This window comes from Actinokineospora cianjurensis (assembly GCF_003663795.1).
Classification (GTDB): domain Bacteria; phylum Actinomycetota; class Actinomycetes; order Mycobacteriales; family Pseudonocardiaceae; genus Actinokineospora; species Actinokineospora terrae.
Genome location: NZ_RCDD01000001.1, coordinates 1,770,664 through 1,791,549, shown reverse-complemented (window position 1 = coordinate 1,791,549; position 20,886 = coordinate 1,770,664). Strand labels below are relative to the sequence as shown.

At 70.6% G+C, this 20,886-nt stretch carries 23 protein-coding genes; 9 read left to right on the top strand and 14 right to left on the bottom strand.

Annotated features, from left to right (window positions below; all coding sequences use genetic code 11):
• Positions 1–27 precede the first annotated feature (27 nt).
• Entirely contained in the window at positions 28–1,035 is a 1,008-nt protein-coding gene (locus CLV68_RS08520; RefSeq protein ID WP_121389905.1) for a hypothetical protein, read from the top strand.
• Here CLV68_RS08520 and CLV68_RS08515 read toward each other — a convergent pair.
• Complete coding sequence (locus tag CLV68_RS08515) at positions 1,032–2,108, bottom strand: MBL fold metallo-hydrolase (RefSeq protein WP_121389904.1); 1,077 nt, start codon at positions 2,106–2,108, stop codon at positions 1,032–1,034. The two genes, CLV68_RS08520 and CLV68_RS08515, sit on opposite strands and share 4 nt — an antisense overlap.
• 74 nt (positions 2,109–2,182) lie before the next feature.
• Positions 2,183–2,644, bottom strand: a complete 462-nt coding sequence (locus CLV68_RS08510; RefSeq protein ID WP_147459920.1) for a hypothetical protein — start codon at positions 2,642–2,644, stop codon at positions 2,183–2,185.
• A gap of 332 nt (positions 2,645–2,976) precedes the next feature.
• Between CLV68_RS08510 and CLV68_RS08505 the strand changes: the two genes are divergently transcribed.
• Positions 2,977–3,618: an LPXTG cell wall anchor domain-containing protein gene (locus tag CLV68_RS08505; protein ID WP_121389902.1), complete on the top strand. Its 642-nt coding sequence runs from the start codon at positions 2,977–2,979 to the stop codon at positions 3,616–3,618.
• 52 nt (positions 3,619–3,670) lie between these two features.
• Here the strand turns inward: CLV68_RS08505 and CLV68_RS08500 are convergent, their stop codons facing one another.
• The 3 genes from CLV68_RS08500 to CLV68_RS08490 form a co-directional block, all read right to left on the bottom strand.
• Positions 3,671–4,144 carry an Lrp/AsnC family transcriptional regulator gene (locus CLV68_RS08500; RefSeq protein WP_121389901.1) on the bottom strand — a complete coding sequence of 158 codons (474 nt, stop codon included), beginning with the start codon at positions 4,142–4,144 and terminating at the stop codon, positions 3,671–3,673.
• 47 nt (positions 4,145–4,191) lie between these two features.
• Positions 4,192–5,340: a trans-sulfuration enzyme family protein gene (locus tag CLV68_RS08495; protein WP_121389900.1), complete on the bottom strand. Its 1,149-nt coding sequence runs from the start codon at positions 5,338–5,340 to the stop codon at positions 4,192–4,194.
• A gap of 794 nt (positions 5,341–6,134) precedes the next feature.
• On the bottom strand, positions 6,135–6,761 hold the full coding sequence (locus CLV68_RS08490) for a TetR/AcrR family transcriptional regulator (RefSeq protein ID WP_170224157.1): 627 nt from the start codon (positions 6,759–6,761) through the stop codon (positions 6,135–6,137).
• A gap of 52 nt (positions 6,762–6,813) precedes the next feature.
• On the opposite strand from CLV68_RS08490, the gene CLV68_RS08485 reads away from it, so the two are divergent.
• The 5 genes from CLV68_RS08485 to CLV68_RS08465 all read left to right on the top strand — a co-directional run bounded on the left by CLV68_RS08485 (position 6,814) and on the right by CLV68_RS08465 (position 11,134).
• Positions 6,814–7,242, top strand: coding sequence for an HIT family protein (locus CLV68_RS08485; RefSeq protein ID WP_121389898.1), 429 nt, complete (start codon positions 6,814–6,816; stop codon positions 7,240–7,242).
• Between the two features lie 23 nt (positions 7,243–7,265).
• Positions 7,266–7,895, top strand: coding sequence for a hypothetical protein (locus CLV68_RS08480; RefSeq protein WP_121389897.1), 630 nt, complete (start codon positions 7,266–7,268; stop codon positions 7,893–7,895).
• A gap of 89 nt (positions 7,896–7,984) precedes the next feature.
• On the top strand, positions 7,985–8,932 hold the full coding sequence (locus CLV68_RS08475) for a M78 family metallopeptidase domain-containing protein (protein ID WP_147459919.1): 948 nt from the start codon (positions 7,985–7,987) through the stop codon (positions 8,930–8,932).
• 152 nt (positions 8,933–9,084) lie between these two features.
• The gene (locus CLV68_RS08470; RefSeq protein WP_121389895.1) at positions 9,085–10,056 is read left to right on the top strand and encodes an SMP-30/gluconolactonase/LRE family protein; all 972 of its coding nucleotides are present in this window, start codon (positions 9,085–9,087) and stop codon (positions 10,054–10,056) included.
• A 103-nt stretch (positions 10,057–10,159) separates the two neighbouring features.
• Positions 10,160–11,134 (top strand): hypothetical protein, encoded by a 975-nt coding sequence (locus CLV68_RS08465; RefSeq protein WP_147459918.1) that lies wholly within the window; start codon positions 10,160–10,162, stop codon positions 11,132–11,134.
• A 1,279-nt stretch (positions 11,135–12,413) separates the two neighbouring features.
• Here the strand turns inward: CLV68_RS08465 and CLV68_RS08460 are convergent.
• From CLV68_RS08460 to CLV68_RS08445, 4 genes are all read right to left on the bottom strand, one after another.
• A complete protein-coding gene (locus tag CLV68_RS08460; protein WP_170224156.1) occupies positions 12,414–13,379 on the bottom strand; it encodes a LysR family transcriptional regulator in 966 nt (321 codons plus the stop codon).
• Positions 13,380–13,661: 282 nt separating this feature from the next.
• On the bottom strand, positions 13,662–14,012 hold the full coding sequence (locus CLV68_RS08455; protein ID WP_121389892.1) for a hypothetical protein: 351 nt from the start codon (positions 14,010–14,012) through the stop codon (positions 13,662–13,664).
• Positions 14,013–14,069: 57 nt separating this feature from the next.
• Positions 14,070–14,543 (bottom strand): cupin domain-containing protein, encoded by a 474-nt coding sequence (locus CLV68_RS08450; protein WP_121389891.1) that lies wholly within the window; start codon positions 14,541–14,543, stop codon positions 14,070–14,072.
• A 77-nt stretch (positions 14,544–14,620) separates the two neighbouring features.
• Positions 14,621–15,130 (bottom strand): hypothetical protein, encoded by a 510-nt coding sequence (locus tag CLV68_RS08445; protein ID WP_121389890.1) that lies wholly within the window; start codon positions 15,128–15,130, stop codon positions 14,621–14,623.
• A gap of 83 nt (positions 15,131–15,213) precedes the next feature.
• On the opposite strand from CLV68_RS08445, the gene CLV68_RS08440 reads away from it, so the two are divergent.
• Entirely contained in the window at positions 15,214–15,636 is a 423-nt protein-coding gene (locus tag CLV68_RS08440) for an SRPBCC family protein (protein ID WP_121389889.1), read from the top strand.
• Positions 15,637–15,719: 83 nt separating this feature from the next.
• Entirely contained in the window at positions 15,720–15,917 is a 198-nt protein-coding gene (locus CLV68_RS08435) for a DUF5302 domain-containing protein (protein ID WP_092775976.1), read from the top strand.
• Between the two features lie 37 nt (positions 15,918–15,954).
• On the opposite strand, the gene CLV68_RS08430 is transcribed toward CLV68_RS08435, so the two are convergent.
• The 5 genes from CLV68_RS08430 to CLV68_RS08410 form a co-directional block, all read right to left on the bottom strand.
• Positions 15,955–17,295: a WS/DGAT/MGAT family O-acyltransferase gene (locus tag CLV68_RS08430; RefSeq protein WP_121389888.1), complete on the bottom strand. Its 1,341-nt coding sequence runs from the start codon at positions 17,293–17,295 to the stop codon at positions 15,955–15,957.
• Between the two features lie 92 nt (positions 17,296–17,387).
• On the bottom strand, positions 17,388–18,836 hold the full coding sequence (locus CLV68_RS08425) for a serine/threonine-protein kinase (protein WP_246009726.1): 1,449 nt from the start codon (positions 18,834–18,836) through the stop codon (positions 17,388–17,390).
• A 176-nt stretch (positions 18,837–19,012) separates the two neighbouring features.
• Positions 19,013–19,228, bottom strand: coding sequence for a hypothetical protein (locus CLV68_RS08420; protein ID WP_121389886.1), 216 nt, complete (start codon positions 19,226–19,228; stop codon positions 19,013–19,015).
• Positions 19,229–19,477: 249 nt separating this feature from the next.
• Positions 19,478–19,687 (bottom strand): DUF397 domain-containing protein, encoded by a 210-nt coding sequence (locus CLV68_RS08415; RefSeq protein WP_121389885.1) that lies wholly within the window; start codon positions 19,685–19,687, stop codon positions 19,478–19,480.
• Complete coding sequence (locus CLV68_RS08410) at positions 19,684–20,634, bottom strand: helix-turn-helix domain-containing protein (protein ID WP_147459917.1); 951 nt, start codon at positions 20,632–20,634, stop codon at positions 19,684–19,686. The genes CLV68_RS08415 and CLV68_RS08410 overlap by 4 nt, the downstream gene beginning before the upstream one ends.
• Between the last annotated feature and the right edge of the window lie 252 nt (positions 20,635–20,886).

Genomic DNA, 20,886 nt, shown 5'->3' with positions numbered 1-20,886 from the left:
GCGACGGGCGGTGACTACGCTGCCCGCATGGGACTGTTCGGTCGCAGGAAGGCCAAGGCGGAGGCCGCCGCGCTCGCCGAGCACCTGGTGCTGGACCGGTGCTGGGACGACTTCGCCCTCGACGTCGGGGTGGACGCCGTGGTCGACGGGCACCGCAAGGCGGCGCTGGCCCTGTTGCGGGAGAGCCGCGCGGAGCACGAGACGCGCACGCAACGCGTCCGGGCGCTGGCGGACGCGGCCATCGGGCAGTCCACCGACATCCGCGAGCTGCTCACCGCCGACGAGGTGGACCAGGCGACGGCCGCGGATGTGCTGCTGTGGCTGGGGAGCACGCTGATCTCGGAGGCGTGGAAGATCCGCGGCGGCGGGACGGCGCGTGGGGTCGGGGAGGAGCGGTTGAAGCTGTTCTCGTCTCGACTGCGCGAGGCCCGCGACCCGTTGATGGCCGCGGCCCGGCTGGCTCCGGACGACGCGACGCCGTGGGTGGAGTTGCAGCGGTACGCGCGCGGGATGCGGTTAGACCAGCCGCAGCGGGACTTCGTATGGCTAGAGGCGATGCAGCGCTGTCCGACCTCTTATCCCGCGCACGCCGGGCGGTTGCAGACTCTCGCGTTGAAGTGGGGCGGGTCGCACGAGGAGATGTTCTCGTTCGCGCGGGACACAGTGGCCAAGGCCGCGCCCGGTAGTCCCCTGGTCGCGATGTTGCCTACGGCGCACGCCGAGTACCTGCTCAACGAGGGCGACAGGTTCATCGCCGAAGGTAGTGCGTGGGCGTACGTGAAGCTCAACGCGCGCTACTTCACCCCCGAGTTACGCGCCGAGTTGCGGGAGGCGGACTCCAAGGGGTCCGCCTCCGGCGTCTACGCGAAAGACGTCCACAACCTGTTCGGGTGGGCCATGTTGGAGTCCGGTGAGCCAGACCGTGCCCGTTGGCACCTGGAGCGAGTGGGTAACCGACCGTCGGCTCTACCGTGGTCCTACAGCGGCGAGCACGCCTTCGCCCGGGCCCTGGTGCGGTTGGGCGTGACGATCTAGCAGTCCTTCCACCAGTAGTCGAGCTTGGGCGGCAGGGCGACGTCGACGTGTTCGCCCGGCTTGGGGATGGCCACGGTGACGCCGCGCTTCTCGGCCTCGACGAGCAGCCGGTCGACCGGGTCCGCCCACGGGTGCGGCGCGAGCGAGAACGTCGCCCAGTGCACCGGGATCAGCAGCTCGCCGCGCACGTCGACGTGGGCGTCGAGGCCCTCCTCGGGTGTCATGTGGATGTCCGGCCAGCCCGGCGCGTAGGCGCCGATCTGCACGAGGGTCGCGTCGAACGGGCCGTACTGCTCGCCGATCTCCTTGTAGCCCGCGAAGTAGCCGGAGTCCCCGGTGTAGAAGACCTTGTTCCTAGGACCGGCCACGACCCAGGACGCCCAGAGGGTGCCATCGCGCTTGAACGCCCTACCCGAGAAGTGCTGGGCGGGGGTCGCAGTCAGGGTTACCCCGCCGATCTCGATCGACTCGTGCCAGTCGAGTTCGATGATCCGGTCGGCTGGGACTCGCCAGCGCTCTAGGTGCTCACCGATACCCAGCGGGACGACGAACGGCGCGTCCTGGGTGCGTACCAGCGCACGGATCGCGGCGAGGTCGAGGTGGTCGTAGTGGTCATGGGAGATGACTACGGCGTCCAGCTTCGGGAGGGCCTCTATGCGCTGCGGGGGCTTGTGCAGCCGTCGCGGACCAACGAGCCGCGATGGGGAGACTCGGTCACTCCACACCGGATCCAGCAGCACTCGCGAGCCGTCTAGCTCTACCAAGCTGGTCGCGTGACCGTGCCACGTGATGTGCAGGCCGGTGTCGACGGGAGCTAGAGGCTCGACGACGGGGATGGGCCCGGAGGGTTTGCGCAGGCCCTTGTTCTGCCTCAGCGCGCGCAGGGTGTTGCGCATGGCGTCCGGTTCCACCGGTGTCGGTGGGGCCTGGTTCCGGAACGCACCATCTCGGTACTGGGGTGACTTGGTGACCCTGTTCCCGCGCGGTCGCCTTCCTAGCGCTACCGGCACGTCCCAGGCGACCCAAGCGACGGCGGCAGCGATTACCGCTAGCGCGGTCAGGACTCGTCTCATTCCGTTGATGGTCCTCGCGACCGCCTGTGATCGCTCTCAGTGGAGCCGCGATCCCGATCACAGGGGGCGCCTGACTAGCGCTCTCTAGCGGCTAGACGCAGTCGCATGGCACGCCGGGCGACGAGCCCTAGACGAGGTGAGCGCACTGACACGGAGCTCAGGAAGGCAGGGTCAACGCGCAGGCTGGCGGGCGCCGGGTAGTCCTCGTGCGGGGCGTTGGGGTGCTCCGGCGGCAGCAGGTCGAGGATCGCGCGCAGCGCCCAGCGGGCGTGGCCCTGGTACGACCAGACCACGGACTCGGTGGTGAACACGTCCCAGTCCCGCACCAGCCGCGATCTCGCCGCGGTCACGTCGTGCGCGTCCTTGATCACCACGTAGTCGACGTGGGTCTCCCAGGCGTAGGTGGCGACGATGGCCTCAGGCCGGTCGGCGCCCCCGCACAGGTAGACGGTGAAGCCGTCCGAGACGACCGACCGGAGCAGGTCGTCGATCTCGCTGAGGTCGGACGGTGGTGACTGCTGGCAGGGCTGGCTCATCGTGATCACCCGATTGGCCGGTGTCCTCACCGGGTTGAGACCGGTGGTGATGACACGGTGTGTTCGTACTGTCTGTCTACCTCACCCGAATGACCCATGGGGGTGGAGTGATGTCAATGACACAAAGAAGACACATATCGATGCTCCCACACCTGCGGGTGATGGGCGCCCAGGTATCGACCGGGTAAACGCTGCACGTTAGGTACCCACCCGACGAAAGTTCCACCCAAAGGGGTGACTACTCTCACGGCGCACCACCGTCGGTGGCTCGACTGTGACTCGTTCGTGTCGGGGGCCACGGACGCCCTGCTGAGGATGGAGTTCCCTTGCGCATGTCCTTCTCCCGCGACTGGCTCCGTGCCGCGGGCCGAGTCGCCGTCATCTCCGCTGTCGCGGGCCTGTCCCTGCCGCTGTTCGCGGGCACCGCCAGCGCGCACACGCCGTCTTACGGCGCCCAGTGCGACCGGGAGACCGGCGTCACGACCGCCTGGGTCGAGGCTTCCGCGTACGACCCCTCTGACAACGTGAAGAACACGGTCGTGGTCAAGGACGGCGACAAGACGCTCGTCAGCGAGACCTTCAAGGCCGGGTTCGCGCGCAAGTCGTGGACGCTGGACGGCTCCGTCGACCACAAGATCACGTTCGACATCGACATCACGCCGGACCCGAACAAGCCCGAGTGGGAGCTGCACGAGGTCGCGAACGTGAAGGCGTGCAAGATCGACACCACCACGACCTCGAAACCGTCCGAGACGACGAAGCCGACCTCGACCACGACCGTCTCGACGACGCCGTCGTCGTCCGCGCCGACCACGGCCAGCACCGTGATCGCGCCGACCACGACCACCAACCCGAACGACCTGCCGGACACCGGCTCGAACGTCGGCCTCCCGCTGGCCATCGGCGGCCTGCTGGTCCTGGGTGGCGGTGGCGCCCTGTTCGCCGCGCGCCGGGCGAAGCGCGGCAGCAACTAAGCACGTGAACGCGGAACGGCCGGGCCTGCTGTAGGCCCGGCCGTTTCACGTTTCAAGGGGTCGGAGTCTGAACCGGATTCGTGATGGCCTCGAACACGAGCATCGTGTTGACCGAGACCACCTCGGTGCGGTTGAGCAACCTGGCGATCAGCAGCTGCTGCAGGTGACTGGTGTCCGGTACGGCTACCTGGATGAGGTAGTCGTCAGGACCCGCGACGTGCAGCAGCGAGACTGTCTCCGGCTGCTCCAACACGAAAGCCTTGAACTCTTCGACCACGCGCTGTCTGTGAGGTCTTACCCGCACCGACAACAACGCGCTGATAGGTCTACCGAGCGCGGCGAGGCTTACCGTCGCGTGGAAGCCGGTGAGCACACCCCGTCGCCGTAGCGAACGCACCCGCTCCAGCGCTGTCGACGGGGCCACGCCGACTATCGAGGCGAGTTCCTTGTTCTGCAAGCGGGCGTCGCGTTGCAGCTCGCGCAGGATGGCGAGGTCGGTTGCGTCGATGTCGGCTGGCTGGCCCATGCGTGTCCTGCGTCCCTCTGCTTCGGATCGGTCTCCCCGAACTTAGGTCAGCGGTGGGCTTCCTTGAGCGCGTAGTCCAGGTCGGCCTGGATGTCATCGACGTGCTCAAGCCCAACCGACATTCGCACCACGGCCGCGTGCGGTTTGGCCGACGCCTCGACCGGGCGGTGGGTGAGCGACGCGGGGTGCTGGATGAGGGTGTCGACGCCGCCGAGGGACACGGCGTGCGTGATCAGCCGGACGGCGGACACCGTCCGCGCGGCCTCGTCCAGGCCGGCGACGCCGAAGGCGATCATCGCGCCGGGGCCGGACATCTGGGTGCCGACAAGAGGGCCTGATGGGAAGTAGACCCGCTGCACGTACTCGTGGTCGGACAACCAGGCGGCCAGCCTCTTGGCGTTGTCCTGCTGCGTTAGGACCCGGATCGGGAGGGTCTGCAATCCACGGTGGAGCAGGTAAGCGGCGAGCGGGTGCATCAGGCCGCCGGTGACCGCTCGTACCTGCCGCAGCTTGGTGGCCCACTCGGCGGAGGTAGCGACAACGCCACCGATGACGTCACCGTGTCCACCGAGGTACTTGGTCGCCGAGTGCAGGACCATCGTGGCGCCGTGCTCGATTGGACGCTGCAAGACCGGCGTGGCGAAGGTGTTGTCCACGATGACGGGAACGCCGTTGGCTTGCGCTGTCACGGCAGTTAGGTCAACCAGGTCGAGGGTGGGGTTGGCCGGAGTTTCGACCAGGACGAGCCCGGTGTCCTTACGCAACGCAGCCGCGATGCCGTCAGCGGTCGTCCAGGTGACTGTTGTGCCTAGAAGTCCGCTAGCGAGCACGTGGTCCGAACCGCCATAGAGCGGCCTCACCGCCACAACATGAGGCTTCCCTGCGGCGACGGTGGCAGTAAGACACGCAGTCAACGCCGCCATCCCGGAACCGAACGCTACGGCCTGCTCGGCCCCCTCTAACTGCGCTAACGCCGCCTCAAACCGCGCGACGGTGGGGTTCCACAGCCGCTGGTAGACCAGCCCACCCTCGGCAGGCGGTAGGCCGCCGGTAGCGAGGGCCTCGTAGGCAGCGCCACCGGAGTCGATGTCGGGGATCGGGTTGGTGGTCGACAGGTCTATCGGGGGGACATGCACGCCGAGCTTCGCGAGGTCTTCGCGCCCCGCGTGCACCGCCATGGTGGCCAGACTGTTCATCCCGCACTCTCCTCAGCTCCCACCCAGAATGAGCCGTCCCCCACCCCTTCCGACCCACCCGCCGAACCCCACCCCCGATTCCCGCCCCCACCCCTCCCCCCGGTTCGGCACCCACTCCCCCCACCCCACCCAAACCGAATCCGATTCGCCTGCCCCCGATCCCCCGACCTGCCGATCCGCCGATTCCTGCCGCTCGCTGACCTTCCGAACTTCACCCGGTTCAGCGACAGAAGTTATCCACATGTGGATCTTGGGCGGCTTGTGTGAAGATCTTTTGTCGGGGGGTGCCGATAGACTGGCACTGGGACGCCCCCCGGTGTGGGTGGGGGCTGGGCAGGGTCGGGACCGCGTGCGCGCGAGGCGGCTGGGCGGGGTAAGAGGCTGGCGGCGGGGTAAGAGGCTTGCACGGGGCTAGCGGCCAGCGTGGGGCTGAAGCCACAGTCGGGGCGCGAGGCTCGCTCGCACGGGGCAAGAGCGGGCCTGAGGCGACAGTCAAGACACGGGGCTAGCGGGCAGGGCAGGGCTTAGGCCCGGTCGGGGCGCGTGGCCAGCGTCAGCCGACTTCGGGCCGGAAGCTGGCGTTGGCGTAAGGGACAAGCGTGGGTGGCCAGTGCGCAGGTCGAGGGTGTGCGGGGCGGAGCCGCGTCGAGTGGGCGTTGGGGGCGGGCTGGCGTAGGGCAGCTGGTCGGCCTGAGACGAGCGGTCGAGAGGGGACGCAACAGGGCCGGGGCGTGTGGGGCGGCACTGGGTGGGCGGCGCCTAGGGGTGGAGTGGGGTGGTGAAGGGGGTTCTGGTTAGGACGGTCGTGGGGGCTCGTGGGTGGCTACCAGGTTTTCGATGATTGTTCGCGTTTGGTCGAGGGTGTCCTGGTGTCCGGTGTGCGAGAGGCGGAACGCGAGGCGGGTGAGGACGTCGGCGAGCGTGGTGCATTGGAGGAGGGTGGTGCGGAGGGCGGGGGTGTCGGGGAAGGCGAAGTGGCGGATCAGGAGGGTGGCGAAGGCTTCGGACAGGGGGTCCCTGGTGTCGTCGGCGGGTTCGAGTTCGCCTGCGGCCAGGCCCGCGCCGCTGATGGCGCGGAAGCCTTCCTCGGTGCGGCACATGTCCACATAGACCGCGTAGGCCCGGTCCAGCGCGGCGCGCCACGTGCGGACGGGCGTGGGGTCGGCGAGGACGCGGTCGCGGAAGCGGCGGGTGTTGCGGTCGACGACCGCGCGCATGACGGCGGTCTTGTCGGGGAAGTAGCGGTAGACGGATCCGATCGAGACGGTGGCGGCCTTGGCGATGTCCGCTGTGGTGGTGGCGGCGTAACCCTTGCCCGCGACGACCCTGGCCGCGGCGTCGAGGATCCGCTCGATCTGGCGGCTGGCCCGATACTGGGTGGGCGTGCGCCGGACCCGGTAGGGGGAGTCTGGAACGGTCACGCGGCCATTGTGCCCAGATGGATTCGGACGTTCGGCCCAGGTGGAGGAATCCTTGTCGGAAACATGCGTGTTCTGCCGAATCATCGCGGGCGAACTCGAGGCCGTCATGGTCTACGAGGACACTGACGTCGTCGCCTTCCTCGACCACCGGCCGCTCTTCCGCGGGCACGTCCTGCTCGTCCCGCGCACGCACGTGACCGTCCTGAGCGACCTGCCCGCCGAGCAGCTCGTGCCGTTCTTCGGCGTGGCGCAGCGGCTGGAGCGGGCGGTCGAGGACGGCCTGGGCGCGGACGGGTCGCTGGTGCTGATCAACAACATCGTCAGCCAATCGGTGCCGCACCTGCACCTGCACGTGATCCCGCGGCACCGCAAGGACGGCCTGCGGTTCTGGCTCGGCCCGCGCCACCCCTACGACGCCGAGCACCCGGCCGAGGCGTACGCGGCCAGGATCCGCGATCACCTGGGGTATAACGGTCAGTAGCGCGTCGACCCCAGGGAGCGGCGATGGACCCGGCCGAGCGGCTCACCCACCTCATCTCGCCCGTCCCGGTCCCGCGCCTGACCGAGGTGCTCGCCCGCTGGCTCTGGGACGGCCACCAGGCCGCCGCCGACCTGCAGCACCTGCGCGAGGACGACGAGCGCGGCACCTGGGCGAACCCGGTCAGCTACGGCACCGACCGCTACCAGTACCTGGTGAACACGGCCGACTCGCTGCGCACCGAGGTCGACGGCATCGAGCCCGACCGCGGCTTCCAGTCGCTGCTGCTCAAGCTCCCGCACGCGGCGCTCTACCCGCTCAGCGCCCCGTCCGGACCGCATGGCCCGATGGGCACCGCGAGCGACCTGCGCCGGGAGCTGCTCGGCGAGGGCGAGCCGCAGGAACTGGCCCTGCTGAGCAGGCGCGAGCTGTGGGTGGACGGCCGCGACCTGGTCCTGCTCCCCTGGCAGGGCAACGAGGACGCCGGCCTGGTGGGTCTCTGGGCGGGCATGGGCGTCACCCGCAAGGGCGACGGCACCCGGGTCAACTGGGACTGGCTGGTCGAACTGGACCTGACCGCGGGCGAGGGCCAGGCCACCCTGTTCCCCACCGCACCGCGCCGCCCGAAACCGCACGCCCGCCGCGACCTGGCCTGACCCGCCGCACCCACGGCCTGCGGGGGCGCGATCGCGGGCGGTAGGCGAGGATGGCGCGGTCGCTGTCGTCGTAGGTGGGAGTCCGGTCGGTGCCGCGTGAGCCTTTCGACCCGCCCCGGTTGACCATGGCGCGGCGGCTGGCCGGTGCCGGGGTCGGCGAGCTGTCCGAGCGGGTCGGGGCCGATGTCGAGGCGTTCGAACTCGGACAGGCGCACCCCGGTGCCGACGTCCAGCGGGAGTTGGCCAGGGCGCTCGACGTGCCGGTGGCGTTCTTCCAGCCGGGCAGGCCGCGGCTGCACCTCGACCTCGCCCGCACCTCCTTGCCGCGCGGCGCCGAGCAGGCGGCCGCGGCGGTGGAGTTGTTGTGGGAGGTGCTGTGCGAGGTCCGGCAGCACGTCGACCTGCCGGTCGCCCGGTTCGGGCCGCCGACGTTCCCGACCGCGCTGGCGCGCCGGGTCCGGGCGGCGTGGGGCGTGGACACCGGGCCGCTGCCGAACCTCATCGGTCACCTGGAGGACCAGGGCGTGCTGGTCGCCCTGGTCCCGCGCACCCCGTGCGCCGCGGAACTGCCCGGCAACACCGTGATCGGCGTGGTCGCAACGATGTCGCTGGTGGAGCGGCGGTGGGCAGTCGCAGAGCAGTTCGGGCACCTGTTGTCGGGCACGGGCCATGCGTCGGCAACGGCGTTCGCCGCGGAGCTCTTGATGCCCGCCGACGCGTTGGCTTGCGCTGGTCGTGATCCCGTTGAGGTGGCGGCCCGGTTCGGCGTGCCCGTTGACCGCCTGACCAGGCGTGCGCGGGCACTGGGGATACGGCTGCGCACCGTTGCGGGCGATGGGGGCGTTGCTGGGGACAGTGGCGTTGCGGACGATGGCACTGCCGATGCGCCCTCAGCACTCCTTGAGGCAACGCGGATGGCCTTCACCGACCCGGTGCCCGAGTTGGCGGCCGCGTTGCGCGTGCGACCCCGGGCGATCGCCGGATTGCTCGGCGTTGTCCCAGCGACGGTGGGACGCCACCTCACCGCCGTGCGCTAATTCGCCGCGAAGACCGGCACGCACCGTTCCCGCTCGGCTACCTTCCGTGGGGGGCGGTGCTGGAAATGCGGACGTCCGGGTACTTGCTTTCCGCCCCCGCACCGGACACATTGGTTCAGACCACTTAATGGTTCAGACCACCAGGGGGCGAGATGGCGATGATCAGGCCGACCGAGCTGACCGCCGGGATGTGCGTCGGGCTGCTCGGCAGACGCGTCGCCGGACCGCACTGGACCGGTCGCCAACTGTCCTGGGTGGACACCCGAGCCGCCGCGGGACACCCGGGCGACAGCGCACAACCGGGGAGCGGCGGACAACTGGGCGGGAACACGCACCCAGGCGGCGGCGTGCAGCCAGATGGCAGCGCGCAACCAGGCGGCGGCATGCAACCAGATGGCAGCGCGCGGCCGGGTAGCGGCACGCGAATGGGTAGTGGTGCGCAACTGGGCGGCAGCGTGCAACTGGGCCGGATGACCCCGCTCGGCCCCCGGCACGTGGCGACCCTGGTGCTCGACGGCCGCGTCACCGGTGCCGTACCGGCCGAGGGCGGTTGGGTGGTCGGCGGTGACCCCGCGTTCCTGCGCCGCGATGGCCGGGTCGTCCCGCTGGACCTGCCGAGCTGCGACGGGATCTGGTGCGACCCGGCCGGGCGGCTGTGGCTCGACACCGGGCACGCGCTGGCCAGGGTCGACCTCGGCGGCCGGGTGTGCACCGTGCTCGACGGCCCGACCGACGCGCTGGCCTGGAGCCCCGACACCCGCACCCTGTACCGGGTGTGCGACGGCGGGTTGGTCGCCCACGAGTTCGACCTCGCCAACGGCACGACCGGTGCGGCGCGGCGGCTGGTGTCGTCCGCGCGCGGGGTCACCACCGATGTCGACGGGTTCGCCTGGGTGGCGGGCGGGAACACCGTGCGCCGGGTGGACCACACCGGTGTCGCGTACACGATCGTCCGGCTGACGGACGCGGTGGCGGTCGGCTGCTGCTTCGCCGGGTCGACCCTGTTGATCACCACGGCGGACGGCACCGTGCACGCCTGCGCACCGGGCACGACCGGGGCGCCCTCGGTGCGCTGGATGGGCCTGCCCGGACGGGGCAGGACGGACGCGCCCGCGTTCCCCTGACCAGACCAGGGTGATCACCGACCGCTGCGGCCGGTTCGTATGTTCGAGCGAATCCGCTTGATCGGTCTACAACTCGACGGCGCCAACAGGTACCCACCTAGGTGTGGACACTGCAGCGCGTTGGCGCGCGCCCGCCATCATCCTCGGGGTGGCCGCGCTCGCTCCCCTCGCGGCAGGTCTCGTGCTCGGCTGGGCGAACTGGGTGACGGTGCCGGTCATGCTGGTCGCGCTCGGCATCGCCGGACTGGTCGTCAAGCAGGTGCTGTTCTACCGGGAGCAACGCGAACTGCGCGCGGCGGCGGTCAGGGAACGCGTCAAGCCCGCGCCGGAGCCGACACCGCACGCCGAGCACCACGTGCCCGCGATCCCGGTGGACAGCGCGGAGCCGTACTACCGGTTCGTCCTCACGTGCACGGTGTGCTGGCAGCCGAACGCGAGCCTGCCCCAGCACGGGAACCTGCGCGGCCTGGCGGTGCACTCGATCCTGGAGCGCGCGCGGTCGGTCACGGTGACCGGGTCGCCGACCGAGACCGAGGTGGTCCAGACCCGGCTGGCGGCGGAGTTGGGGGCGATGGCGCCGGACCGGTCGGGCCAGATCATCGCGTGGGCGGAGAACGTCGGACTCGCCGTGCCGGAGGAGGACGCGCGGCGGCTGGACCGGCTGGCGGAACTGCGCAAGGAGAAGCAGGTCCGCCACCACGAGCAGGAACTCGAGCAGCGCACCCGCGCGTACCTGGCCGACGAGATCCTCACCGACCCCGGCACCGCCGTCGTCTGGTGGCTGGCCCGCCACCCGGAACAGGTCAAGGAAGCCGCCGACCTCATCCCCACCTTCGCCAAGATCACCGCGGCCGTCACCAAGACCGAAATCGCCCCCCAGTACGCCGAACGCCTCGACGAACGCCCCACCCTGAGCGCCGTCGGCTGGCCCCGCCTGAGCGGCACGTCCGAAGAGGACAGACGAGCGCTCCCGGTGTCGGACGCGCCGGAACAGCCGCTCTGGCCGCGCGGGAGCCGCGACCACGGCGATTTCGACGAGCCGGAGGACGGCGGGAGCAGCAGCTCTTCGGCTCGGTGATCTTGGCTTTGGCCGACTTGGGTGTGCGGCGGGTCGGGCTGTGGGGGGTTGTGCGCTTGAGCTGGGGATCTTGGGGTTTCGCGGCCAGGATATTCACCCGGTTCAGCGACAGAAGTTATCCACATCTGGATCTTGGGCGGCTTGTGTGAAGATCTTTTGTCGGTGGGTGCCGATAGACTGGCACTGGGACGCCCCCCGGTGTGGGTGGGGGCTGGGCAGGGTCGGGACCGCGTGCGCGCGAGGCGGCTGGGGTGGGGTAAGAGGCCAGCGGCGGGGCAAGAGGCTCGTGCGGGGTCAGAGGCTGGCGTCGGTGTAGAGGCTGGCGTCGAGGTGAGCGGCCAGTGGTGAGGCAGGAGGCCCGCGGCGGGCTCAGCGGCCAACGCGGGCAAGAAGCTGGCGGCTAGATGGGCGCCAGTGGCGGGCACGAGGCCAGTGGCGGCGACGTCGGCGTGCGGTCAGGCCAGATGTCAGTGGCGGGGTAAGGGCCAGTGGCAGGGCATGCGGTCAGCGGCGAGGCATACAGCCCGCGTTGAGGCAAGAGGCCGGTGTCGGGGTAGAGGCTGGCGTGTTGGGTAGAGGCTGGCGTGTGGGGTCAGAGGCCGGCAGCGAGGTGAGCGGGCAGCGGCGGGGCAAGACCAGCGTCGGGGTGAGCAGCCAGCGTCGAGGCCAGTGGCAGGGTGAGCAGCCAGCGTCAGGGTGAGCAGCCAGCATCGAGGCCAGTGACGGGGTGGAGGCCAATTCAGAGCAAGGGGCCAACGCGGGCTTGAGACGTTGCGTGGAGGGCCCGAACGGCCGGGGGCGGAGAAGAGGGGCGCGGCCAAGTGGCCTGTCCGGTCCGGGCCCGAAGAGGGCCGAGATGCGTGACAGGCCCCGGTGTCGGCTCCACCCGACCTCCGGGGCCCGCCGTCCCCATCGCGCGAGGGCGCGGTGCGCGGTGTCCCGGCCGCGGCGACCGCAGAGGCGATGCGGACGGACGGTGATCCGCTGCCGACCCTGCACGGCGCGGTCCACCGTTCCGACGGCAATGGTCCCCGGTTCTGGGGTTCGCGGCAACGACGTCCATCACTTAGCGGTCATCAAAATTCTTAACTCACCGGGTGCGAGCGATCGACTACACTCTTTTGGCTCAGCGGGGGAGCCACCCGGCGCGGTCGAACCGGACGTACCGGGCGCAACCGGGGCACTGCGGGCGGTCAGGGCAGTCGCGCATCCCACAAACAAGCCTTTGCTGCGTTAAGGCCCGATCGGGCGACGTCACCGTGCCCCGACCATCCGGCGGTCACCGGTGGTGCTCGGCGCGCCACCTGGGGTAGCTGGGGTTGCGGTCGACGAGGCTCTCGTACGCCTCGGTGACCGCCTGGTGCAGCAGCGCGGGGTCGAGCGGACCGAGGTCCTTCCAGGCGAGGTCGAGCCGGTTGCAGATCGGGTCGCCGATCAGCGGGCGCACGACGATGCCGCGGCCCTCGCTGGAGGTGGGCTGGGCGAGGCTGACGCACTGGCCGCTGTTGAACTCGCGGGCGGAGTTCGAGTCGCTGATCTCGTGGGTGATCCTGGGTTCGAACCCGGCTGCCCGGCAGGCGGCGCGCAGCGGGCCGATGCCGCCGTGGTCCTCCTGCGGGTCGATCATCCAGTTCTCCCCGGCGAGGTCGGCCAGGTCGATGACGTCGTGGTGGGCGAGCGGGTGGCGCTCGGAGAGCGCGACGAACTCCGGCTCGCGCGCCAGCACCAGTTCGCGCCGCACCCCCTCGGCCGTGCCGATCTCGAAGCCGATGACGTCGCACAGCACCGCGGCGTCCAGCCGCCCGGCGCGGACCCGGCCCTGCAGGGCGGCCGCGGAGGGGTCGGTGTGCACCTGGACGGACAGCGGGGGCGCGTCGGGGCCGTGCAGGGCGGCGTAGGCGGCGCCGAGCCGGGGGACGACGACGGACAGCAGCGGGCTGGGCCTGCCGCCGATCTTGAGTTCGACCGGGCCGCGCGGGGTGGACAGGGAGTTGGACTCGCCGCGCAGGTCGGCCATCTCGTTGACCACCGACCTGGCCCTGGCCAGCACCGTGCGGCCGAAGGACGTGGGCACCACGCCGGTTCTGGCCCGTTCGAACAGGGGCGCGCCCATGGCCCGTTCAATCCGTTGAAGTTGAGAAGTCAACGAAGGTTGGGACAATCCGAGAGCCGCGGCGGCCTTGGTGATACTGCCCTCGTCGGCCACCGCGATGACAATCCGCAGGTGTCGGAACTCCAGTTCCATGGTCGACATGTTATGGCCCCGGATTATGCGGCCGACATGGGGAACGGGCGTGAGAACCAGCACCACACCACTGGCCCATCGCGGTGCTCGTCCACGGGATCGGTCCCGGACGCGCACCCTGCGGTTTCGCCGGGGTGGAGTTCGGCGAGGGGGGAGCGGCAGGCCCCGGCTTGGGGGGGTGTGCCGGGGCCTGCCCGGCCGACCGCCGCGCTGCCCGTGCCCGGGGGGAGGGCGGTGGGCGCGTCCGGCGGTCGGGTCTGTGGGGGTGCTCCCGCTTGTGGTTTACCCGCCGTCGAGCCGGGCGAAACGGTCATCGACCGGGGACAGCACGAGGCGCGCGACACCCGCGTCGACCCCGCGCAGCTCGACCACCAGCCCGTCGACCACGGCGGCGTCCCCCGGGTTGAGCGTGATGTCGACCCCGCCACCGGCCACGCGCACCCGGTCCTGGCCCACGTCGGCCTTGAGCCGGGCGTCGAACACCTCCAGCGTCGGCGCCCCGGAGACGGTCAGCTCGCACCGGGCGGCCGCGCACCGCCAGGTCTCGTCCTCCGACCCGCACGCGGCGACCCCGGCGCCCACCACGAGCGCCGAGGCGACCGCGCCGCACCGCAGCAGCGATCTGCGCACCATGTGTTGCGCATCGACACCGGGCGCGGGCCCGCTACAGGCCCTCACCCGGCTGGCCCATCAGACGGGGAACTGGTCGTGGCGGGCGTAGAACTCGGTCCACTCCGCCTCGGTGAGCTCGCGGCCCGATTCGGCGATCTCGGCGAGTTCGACGAAGTAGTCCTCCCGCGGCTCCCCAGGCGAGAACAGGATCAGCATCGACGCGGGCTCGTCGGACTCGTTGGTGAACGCGTGCACACCGCCTTCGGGGACGTAGAGGAAATCGCCCGGTGTCGCGGTGACCCAGCGCTGTCCGTCGAACAGCCGGACGGCGCCTTCGACGATGTAGAACGATTCGGAGATCTTGCGGTGGAAATGCGGCTTGGGCCCACCGGCGTGCGGCGCCATGTCCCACCGGAAAAGCCCGAATTGGCCGTTGGTGGCCGTTCCCGGCGCGACGAAGTGCGCCGAGGTGGTCGGCCGGTCGAGCACCGTGATCTCGTCCACCGGCCGGAAGCGGGCGCTGTGCTCACCGGTGGTCCCCAGGTACGACATGGTTCTCCTCTCGCCAGGTAGTCCACTCTTGCACCAACCGCGGGCACCCCGCACCCTCCAGAGAGGACTAGAAGGCGCTAGTCATCACAAGCGAGGCGCCGGGAACGGACCGGGCGGGGAACCCTGGTGAGCGCCCGGACCCGGCGGGTTCGCCCGTGCACGGCCAGGAACGCGAGCAGTTCACCGTCGACCGCGGCGGCGAGCCTGCGCTGCGCCCAGTCGGACGCGGCGAGCACGGCACCGGGCGAGACCGGCTTGCCAGCGAAGGCGTCGTGCAGCAGGCACCACTCGGCCAGCCGCGCGGCGACCGGTTCCGCGGCGGCCACAGCGGGTCGCACCCTGGCCGCCCACCTGCCGAACCCGGGGCCGCGCTGGGCCCGGTCGTCGATGCGGGCGATGGCGGCGGCGTTGCCGGTGGCGGGGTCCGGGTCGCGCAGCACGGCGGCGAGGAACTCGGCCTCGTCGGCGGGGTCGGCGGCGCGGTACCAGGCGAGCCTGCGCGCCGGGTCGGCGCCGAGGGCGCGGTGGTCGCACCCGGTGCACTCCGCCAGTTCCGCCACCGCCGCGATGTGGTCCAGCAGGTTCACCAGTCGTCCTCCGCCGAGAAAGATCCACCGCCGAGGATAGTCGGGTGCCGCGCGCCGCTGATCATCGGCGCTACCCTTGGCCGATGCGGTTCGGTACCCGGGTTGACATCGCCGCACCGGCGGCACACGTGTGGGCGGTCTACCGCGATGTCCAGCGGTGGCCGGAGTGGACGGCGTCGGTGACCTCGATCACCGTGCTCGACGACGGCCCGCTGCGGATCGGGACCAGGGCCCGGATCCGCCAGCCCAGGCTGCCCACCACGGTCTGGACCATTACCGAGTTCGACGACGGCCGGTCGTGGACGTGGGTCGCGGGCGGCCCCGGTGCGCGAACGGTTGCCACGCACACCGTCGAGCCGCTCGGCGACGGCGCGCGGGCGGCACTGTCGCTGGAGATGACCGGCCCGCTCGGGGTGCTCGTCGCCAAGCTCACCGCGGGGCTCACCGACCGGTACCTCGCGCTGGAGGCGGAGGGGGTGAAAGCGCGGTCCGAGGGTTCGCGGTGACGCCCTCGGCGAAATCGGTTCGACCTCAGCGCGCGCACGTGCGAGGCTGGGACCACCACCCGTCTCGCCTGGAGGTCGCCACCATGTCCGAACAGCCCGGCCAGACCGAGGAAACCCCTGGCACGGACACCGAGGACGTGAAGGCCCGCTTCCGCGAGGCGCTGGCCCGCAAGCAGGCCCAGTCCAAGAACGGCCAGGGCCACGCCGACTCGGCGTCCAAGGTGCACGACGCGCACGGTCGCGCGGGCGCCAAGCGCCAGTTCCGCCGCAAGAGCGGCTGATCCCAGCACGCACCGAGAAACTGGCCTGCCCGAGCGCTCAGATCGCGCGCTCGAGGTCGGCCAGTTCCGTGTCCAGGTGGGTGAGCAGCCGCTGCAGGTGCGGCACGGTGCGGCGGCAGCCGGTGAGGCCGAACTCCAGTGAGCCGTTGTAGCTGGTCACCGTGATGTTGAGGGCCTGGCCCTCGTACGGGATGGACACCGGGTACACCCCGAGCATCCTGGCGCCGTTCCAGTACAGCGGTTCGGTGGGCCCGGGAACGTTGCTGATCATCAGGTTGAAGCCGGGCGGGGTGAGCCGGACGGCACCGGGCAGCAGGCCGAGCGCGAGCGGGGCGAACGGGATGGCGCTGAGCGCGGTCACCTGCAGCTGCGACATGCCGCGGTAGACGTCCTTGTCGCTGCGGGTGGACTCGGTGATGGCGGCGAGCCGGTCGGCGGGGTCCGGCCGGTCGGTGGCCAGGGTGCACAGGATCATGCCGAGCGCGTTGCCGCCCGCGCTGTCGTCGCCGGTGCGCAGCGACATGGGGACCGCGGCGACCAGTGGCTTCTCCGGCAGCGCGTCGAGCTCCAGCAGGTACCGCCGCAGGGCGCCCGCGCACATCGCCAGCATGACGTCGTTGACCGTCGCCCCCGCCGCGTCGCCGACCGCGCGGACCCGCGCCAGCGGCCAGCCCTGGGCGGCGAACCGGCGGGCACCGGTGATCGGCACGTTGAGGATCGAGCGGGGCGCGGCGAAGGGCAGCGTGGCGGTCTGCGCCCGGAAGACCTCGTTGGCGTACTTGGCGAGGGCGGGACCGAGCCCGGCGATGTCGCGCAGCACCGCGCCGACCCCGGTGCGGGACCTGGGGCCGCGCGGCTCGTCCTCGCGGGCCGCCCACGGCGGTCGGGTGTCGCGCACGGTCGGGTCGGTGGTCAGCGAGCGTTGCAGCAGCCGCAGCGCGGAGACGCCGTCGAGCAGGGCGTGGTGGACCTTGGTGTAGAGCGCGAACCGGTTGTCCCGCAGACCTTCCACCAGGTGCGCCTCCCACAGCGGGCGGTGCCGGTCGAGCAGCGAGCCGTGCAGCCGGGAGACCAGTTCGAGCAGTTCGCGGACCCGGCCGGGGGTGGGCAGCGCGGAGAGCCGGACGTGGTACTCCAGGTCGAGCCGGTCGTCGTCGGTCCACATCCACTGCCCGAGGCTGCCGACCGGGTCGCGGGGCCTGCGCCGCAGCAGCGGGTGGATGTCGTCGGTGTCGAGCAGGGCGCGGTGCAGTTCGCCGACGTAGTCCGGTCCGGCGCCGTCGGGCAGTTCGAACAGCTGCAGACCGCCGACGTGCAGCGGGTGCTCGCGGGACTCACCGAGCAGGAACATCGACTCCGTGACGGGCATCAGCGGCACGGTCGGCCTCCTTCGCACTCGGTGGGCGCGGACCCGGCGAACGCTGCCACCGCGGTCATCGTCGCGCAAACCCCGCAGGTACCCGCGATCGGCTACCGCGAATCGGAGTCGATGAGGTAGCGGCCGTCGAGCAGGACGACCTTGACCGTCTTCTTGCCTGCGACCTCCCCCGCCGCGCCCTTGACCGTGACGTCGACCGGCACGTTCACCGAACCGTCCTGGTTGGACGTGACGCCGTTGGCGTTGCGGGAGGCGATGTACTGGAACTGGCCCCAGTACCGCTCGAACCCGGCGTAGTCGCCGAAGACGGCCTTGCCGTTGGGGCCGAGCATCTCCCAGCGCTGCTGGGGCGCGCTGTCGCTGCCGTAGTAGGCGATCACCGCGCGCCCGGCCGCCGGGTAGTCGCCGATCTTCTGCGACTGCACCGGCTGGGCGGAGGTGGTCGGTGCCTGGGTGCTCGGCGGGTCCTGGCTGACCGTGACGATGGTGGTGGTGACGGTGTTGGTGCCCAGGGGCTCCTTGGTGCTGGTGAGCACCAGGGTGACCGCGGCGGCGAGCACGACGACCCCGAGCAGCAGCGCGATCAGCACGCCCCGCTTGGGTCCCTGCTGCGCGGGCTGGTGCTGCTGCCCGTGCTCGACCGGCGGCAGGCGCCTGGGCGGCGGGGCCTGGCGGGGCTGGGCGCGCATCGGGTTGGGGCCCGCGGGCACGGTGCGCTGCTCGAAGGCGGGGACCTGCAGGGGCGCGGTCGGCAGCGCCAACATGGTCGCCGCCTCCTCCATGGTCGGCCGGTCGGTCGGGTCGGCTCGCAGCAGCGTCATCAGGGTCGGGGTGAAGGCGCCAGCGCCGCGCGGCGGGGTGACCTCGCCGGAGGCCACCGCGTGCAGCAGCGCCAGCGGGTTGGGGTTCAGGCCGAACGGGGGGCCGCCCTCCACGGCGTGGTAGAGCGTGGCGCCGAGGGAGAACACGTCGGAGGACTGGCTGGGTTCGGTGCCGCGGGCGATCTCCGGGGCCAGGTAGGCCGGGGTGCCCGCGAGCATGCCGGTCTCGGTGACGGTGCCGTCGTCGATGGCCCGGGAGATGCCGAAGTCGGTGATCTTCACCGTGCCGCCCTCGGCGAGCAGGATGTTGCCCGGCTTCACGTCGCGGTGCACGATCCCGGCCGCGTGGGCGGCGGCGAGCGCGGCGGCGACCTGGGAGCCGATCGCGGCGACCTGCTCCGGCGGCAGCGGGCCGTCCTCGGCGATGACCGCGGACAGGCTGCGCGAGGGCAGGAACTCCATCACCAGGCAGGGGTCGCCGTCGTGCTCGGCGACGTCGAGCATCGCGATCGCGTTGCGGTGCTGCAACCGGGCGGCGATGCGCGCCTCCCGCATGGCCCTGCGGCGCGCCTCGTCGGTCTGCGCCGGGGTCAGCCCGGGCCGGATGATCAACCGCTTGAGGGCGATGACCCGCTCCAGGCGCTCGTCGCGCGCCCGCCACACCACACCCATAGCGCCGCTGCCGACTGGCTCCTCGAGCCGGTAACGCCCGGCGATCAACTCACCCTGTTCGATGACCAGGTACTCCTCGCGTGCGTGGACTGACCCCCGAGTGGAGGGACCGAGAGTAGCGAATCACACCGACGGGCGATCATCCGTCCACGTGTGGTGGTTTGCTGGATTCGGTTCGTCACAGCGAGTTCACGGTCCGGGGTCACTCCGGCACGCCGGTGCGATCACCGATCGGGCGCGAGCAGCCCGTCGGTGATGGCGCGCAGCAGCGGCCGCCTGGCCGAGGCCGGGAAGCCGAGTTCGCGCCGGGGGTCGTTGCCGCGCACGCGCAGCAGGCCGCCGGAGGTCGACAGCAGGACGCACGCGCCGGTGGTGCAGCGGGAACTGCGCCGGAAACCGGTCCCCCCTGGTCCCGACTCGCTCGACGTCACACCGGACATGGGCCGCCCCCTCCCTGCCCCGACACCGACGACCCGGTGGACGACGCGCGCCGGGCGCGGGCGACCAGTGCCGGACAACGAGCACACCGCGAGTGGTCGCATCCGCTGCACGGCCACACCGCTCGGGTCACGACGTCGGGCGACCTCGTCACCTCAGGTTACCGGATGGTTACGAGACGCGCCAATACCCTCCGCGACCCGCTGGCACGCGGTCGCGGAGGGTGGCGACGAGAGGACGGGTGGTGGACCTCAGCCTGCGAGCAGCCCGCCGGGCACGAGGTCGAACTCGCCGTTCTTGACCCCCGCGGTGAACGCGACCCACTCCTCAGCGGTGTAGGTGTGCGCGGGAATGGTCAGGTTCTTGGAATCGCGCAGCGAGACGGTGCCGTCCGCGAGCACGGCGACCTGGACGCAGCCGCCAGTGGAGCAGAAGGTGCTTTGCCGGTAAATGGTGTTCATCGGGGCGGTTCTTCCTTGCTCGAATAGTATTCCATCATCGAACGAATCATGTCCCGGCTGTCCTCGACGGAGAGGCACTTGCGGCCGAGGTCATCAAAAATCCGCGTGTAGCGGGTGATGTCGCTCTCTTGCTCGAGCCACCGATCACCAGCGCTGAGTTCGATGTGGACCGAGTTGCGGTCGTACTCGCTCTCGAACGTGAAGACCACGAACGTGCACTGGATGGCGATATCGGGCCCTGCCGCGAAGGGGTAGACGCGCAGGGTGACACCTTGACGCTCACTCGCCTGCAGCAGCGCGGCCAACTGGTCGGCCATGACCTCCGACGAGCCGACGACGCGGTGCAGCGTCGCCTCGTCGACGATGACACCGATCCTGGGCTGGTCCTCGCGCTCGACGAGAATATCCTGGCGCTTGAGGCGCAGGCGTACCCGCTTCTCGCGTTCGACATCGTCATCCCGGGGGTAGATGGCGCGGAACAACTCGCGCGCGTACTCCTCCGTTTGGAACATTCCGGGAAATGTCGATTGCACGTAGTAGCGGATGTTGGAGGCTTCGGATTCCAGCGAGATGAAGGTGTCCATCGCACTGGACACCACATCCGCGAGGTCCTGCCACCACGCCTGCCTGCGGCCGTCCCCGGCCAGCCGCAGCAACTGATCGCGCAACCGCTGGTCGCCGACCCCGTAGAGGTCGAGCAGGTCGCGCACGTCCCGTGCCTTGGGCACTCCCTGCCCGGTCTCCAATCTGCTGATCTTCGACGGCGAGCACTCAAGGTGGTCGGCCGCGTCCTCGAGGTGCAGCCCACGCAGCTCACGCAGCCTGCGCAGTTCCTGCCCCAGGCGACGCCGCGGGATGAGCGGCGTTTGCGACGGCATCAACGCCTCCTCGCGCCATGCAATTGCCGGACGGGATTGCTCGCCCGGATCGATGTTCGACGGTACCACTGGTTGAAGTTGGCACGACCAGCGGATGGCCTGTTCCTGCCGCCCGTGACCAGGCTCGATCCACTGAGGACCGCAGGTCGCGGACTTGCACGGTGCAAGTGCACGACACCCGAACGGGTATGCCCCGAACGGTGTACGGAACGACGGCGAGTGGCCGAATTTCGACGCACTTGCCTCATGCACTTGCACTGAGCACTTGTCTCACGCGCGTGAATCTCGGAATCCGAGGACGGACTTGCGTAGCCGCCCCCG

Excerpts from the sequence above, each read along its gene's own strand:
- CLV68_RS08435 (WP_092775976.1), top strand. The coding sequence starts at position 15,720 with ATGTCCGAACAGCCCGGCCAGACCGAGGAAACCCCTGGCACGGACACC.
- CLV68_RS08420 (WP_121389886.1), bottom strand. The coding sequence starts at position 19,228 with ATGTCCGGTGTGACGTCGAGCGAGTCGGGACCAGGGGGGACCGGTTTC.
- CLV68_RS08495 (WP_121389900.1), bottom strand. The coding sequence starts at position 5,340 with ATGAACAGTCTGGCCACCATGGCGGTGCACGCGGGGCGCGAAGACCTC.
- CLV68_RS08505 (WP_121389902.1), top strand. The coding sequence starts at position 2,977 with ATGTCCTTCTCCCGCGACTGGCTCCGTGCCGCGGGCCGAGTCGCCGTC.
- CLV68_RS08450 (WP_121389891.1), bottom strand. The coding sequence starts at position 14,543 with ATGTCGTACCTGGGGACCACCGGTGAGCACAGCGCCCGCTTCCGGCCG.
- CLV68_RS08460 (WP_170224156.1), bottom strand. The coding sequence starts at position 13,379 with ATGGAACTGGAGTTCCGACACCTGCGGATTGTCATCGCGGTGGCCGAC.
- CLV68_RS08470 (WP_121389895.1), top strand. The coding sequence starts at position 9,085 with ATGGCGATGATCAGGCCGACCGAGCTGACCGCCGGGATGTGCGTCGGG.
- CLV68_RS08510 (WP_147459920.1), bottom strand. The coding sequence starts at position 2,644 with ATGAGCCAGCCCTGCCAGCAGTCACCACCGTCCGACCTCAGCGAGATC.
- CLV68_RS08515 (WP_121389904.1), bottom strand. The coding sequence starts at position 2,108 with ATGAGACGAGTCCTGACCGCGCTAGCGGTAATCGCTGCCGCCGTCGCT.
- CLV68_RS08415 (WP_121389885.1), bottom strand. The coding sequence starts at position 19,687 with ATGAACACCATTTACCGGCAAAGCACCTTCTGCTCCACTGGCGGCTGC.
- CLV68_RS08480 (WP_121389897.1), top strand. The coding sequence starts at position 7,266 with ATGGACCCGGCCGAGCGGCTCACCCACCTCATCTCGCCCGTCCCGGTC.
- CLV68_RS08500 (WP_121389901.1), bottom strand. The coding sequence starts at position 4,144 with ATGGGCCAGCCAGCCGACATCGACGCAACCGACCTCGCCATCCTGCGC.
- CLV68_RS08440 (WP_121389889.1), top strand. The coding sequence starts at position 15,214 with ATGCGGTTCGGTACCCGGGTTGACATCGCCGCACCGGCGGCACACGTG.
- CLV68_RS08520 (WP_121389905.1), top strand. The coding sequence starts at position 28 with ATGGGACTGTTCGGTCGCAGGAAGGCCAAGGCGGAGGCCGCCGCGCTC.
- CLV68_RS08455 (WP_121389892.1), bottom strand. The coding sequence starts at position 14,012 with ATGGTGCGCAGATCGCTGCTGCGGTGCGGCGCGGTCGCCTCGGCGCTC.